This window comes from Pseudomonadota bacterium, assembly GCA_010028905.1.
Lineage (GTDB): Bacteria > Vulcanimicrobiota > Xenobia > RGZZ01 > RGZZ01 > RGZZ01.
In genome coordinates this window covers 1-2,401 of sequence record RGZZ01000635.1, presented here as the reverse complement: position 1 = coordinate 2,401, position 2,401 = coordinate 1, and the positions used below count along the sequence as shown (strand labels likewise).

Here is a 2,401-nt window from a genome sequence, read left to right as displayed (position 1 = left end):
GAGGCGCGCCCCTCTCAGGGCCGCGTCCGGTGCGAACATGCGCCCGACCGCTAGCCCCGGACCCGCACAGTTATTCACAAATCGCGCAACCATGGGCGCAGAAGCCTGTTCCGGCGAGGGAAATTCAACTTTCTGCCGACAGGAATCATGACACTATATGTAGTACTAACGTACCCCAACAGCCCAATATCTAGTATCAAGCTTTTCAAGCAGCGTACGGGTAGCCGATCTGTCCGCCAGGCCGTCACATTGACCTCAGGGGAGGCCCGTGGTAGAATGTGGAGGAAGGTGGAGTGCGGTGGAGACTCGTGGAGGGAGCATCCCCCCCGAGCGCGTTGTCGACAGCGGCCATTCAGCCGCAGGCGACCCTCCTGGCGCAACCTGATCGTGCTCCACCTCTCGCTCTTCGGCTCAGGCGACGCAGCATGGCGCCGCAGGCTCGCAAGTGAGAGGGTCCGTGTCACCCCAGTACCTGCTTGGCAGCTTCTATCACAATCTCGACGACAAGTCGCGGGTCATCATCCCCGCGGCCTACCGGCCTGCGCTTGGAAACAAGTTCTACCTCACCAAGTCCCTCAGGGAACGCGACAAGCATCTACGCCTGTATCCGGAGGTCGAATATGAGCGACTCATCTCCCAGCTTGAAGCGAAAGCGCGCAGCAACGCCAACCTCGACTGGCTTCTCCGCGATTTCCACTGCTTCGCCCTCGAAGTTGAGATGGATAGTCAAGGACGCATCACCATCCCTGCCCTCCACCGCCAGTACGCCAACATCGGGAAGAGAGCTGTGCTCGTGGGTCGCCAGGCCTACGCTGAGCTTTGGAACGCGGAATCGCTCGAAGAAGGCCAGCGTGCTGCCATCGGGGATCTCGCGGATTACCTCGATTAGCGCCTGCACGTGGAAAGCTATCTCCATCGTCCGGTTCTCGTACAAGAGCTGCTGGAACATCTGAGCCCGAGACCCGGAGGCATCTACGTGGACGCGAACCTCGGTGGAGGCGGGCACGCACAGGCCCTCCTCGAGCTTCTGGCCGGCACAGGCCAGGTCATCGGAATCGACCTCGACGACGCGGCGATGGCGGCAGCCACCGAGCGTCTTCGTCGTTTCTCGAACTTCCGTGCCATCCAGGGAAACTTCGCCGATCTCGACGCACTGCTCGACAGCCTGCAAGTCGAGCACATCGACGGCATCCACTTCGATCTCGGCGTCTCGTCACCGCAGCTCGACACGGCGGAGCGCGGCTTCTCGTTCAAGGGCGGCGGTCCGCTCGACATGCGGTTCGACACCACCCAGCCCACGACCGCGGCCGACATCGTCAACGCCGCCTCCGAGGCCGAGCTCACGCGCATCATCCGGGAGTACGGCGAGGAGCGATGGGCGGGCCCCATAGCGCGGCGCATCGTTCGTGAGCGTCCCGTGCTCGACACCGCGGCGCTGGCCGACATCGTGTCTCGCGCCATCCCCCGCGCGCACCACCCTCCGAAGACCCATCCCGCCACCCGAACCTTTCAAGCGCTCCGCATCGCGGTGAACGACGAGCTCGGCTGCCTCGAGCGCGGGCTCGAGGCGGGCTTGCGCCGCCTTCGTCCGAGCGGACGGCTCGCCTGCATCTCGTGGCACTCGCTGGAAGACCGCATCGTGAAGCAGGCGCTGCTTCGCCACGCTGGTCGGGATCCAGAGGCCCCCCGCGGTCTTCCCCGTGGGCTGCCCGTGCTCGGACCCGCACCGGACGTGAAGATTCTGACACGTCAGCCGGTGACCCCGACCGACGCCGAGATCGCAGACAACCCACGCGCGCGCTCGGCACGGCTGAGGGTTGCCGAGAAGCTGCCCGCCGCCTGAGCGGCGGAGACTCGAAAGACAGGAGGAAGGGACCATGATGAACCCGGGAACTGCCTGGAAGACACTTCCAGGCTCGTCTGACGCAACCGCCGCGGCGTCGCTGCTCAAGCATCCCACCACCGCGTGGCCGCCGACCCAGGGCGCGCGCTCGTCCTTCGAGAGCGTAGTCATCGACGCGCCATCGACGACGCCCACGGTTCGTCGCGCTGCCCGACCGGCGCGGCAGACCCCCACAGTGCCCTGGTTCCTTCTCATCACGAGCGGCCTGCTGCTGACCATGCTCATCATGCTCGTGGTGAAGCAGCGCGCAGAGCTCGTGAAGGGTCAGTACGCCCTCGTCGATCTCAAGATGCAGCGCACCAAGGTGCTCAAGGAGCGGGCCGTGCTGCGGCTCACCCTGCAGCGCCTCACCGCGCTCGAGCGGGTCGACGGCCTCGTGAGCAAGCACCTCAAGATGGTGCGTCCGGGAAGGCGCGTCGTGCTCGATCTGAGCCGATCACCCGCATCGGCCGCCGCCATCCCCCCGTCGAGCGACCCGACCCACGCCCTCAGCAGCAC

Annotated in this window: 3 protein-coding genes; all 3 read left to right on the top strand. The window is 65.3% G+C overall.

Annotation, left to right across the window (positions count from 1 at the left end):
- The first annotated feature begins 445 nt into the window (after positions 1 to 445).
- Positions 446 to 889 (top strand): division/cell wall cluster transcriptional repressor MraZ, encoded by a 444-nt coding sequence (locus tag EB084_23795; GenBank protein NDD31285.1) that lies wholly within the window; start codon positions 446 to 448, stop codon positions 887 to 889.
- A gap of 9 nt (positions 890 to 898) precedes the next feature.
- Positions 899 to 1,843 (top strand): 16S rRNA (cytosine(1402)-N(4))-methyltransferase RsmH, encoded by a 945-nt coding sequence (gene rsmH, locus EB084_23790; protein ID NDD31284.1) that lies wholly within the window; start codon positions 899 to 901, stop codon positions 1,841 to 1,843.
- A 34-nt stretch (positions 1,844 to 1,877) separates the two neighbouring features.
- Positions 1,878 to 2,401, top strand: a 524-nt coding sequence (locus tag EB084_23785; protein NDD31283.1) for a hypothetical protein, incomplete at its 3' end; no start/stop codon positions are given.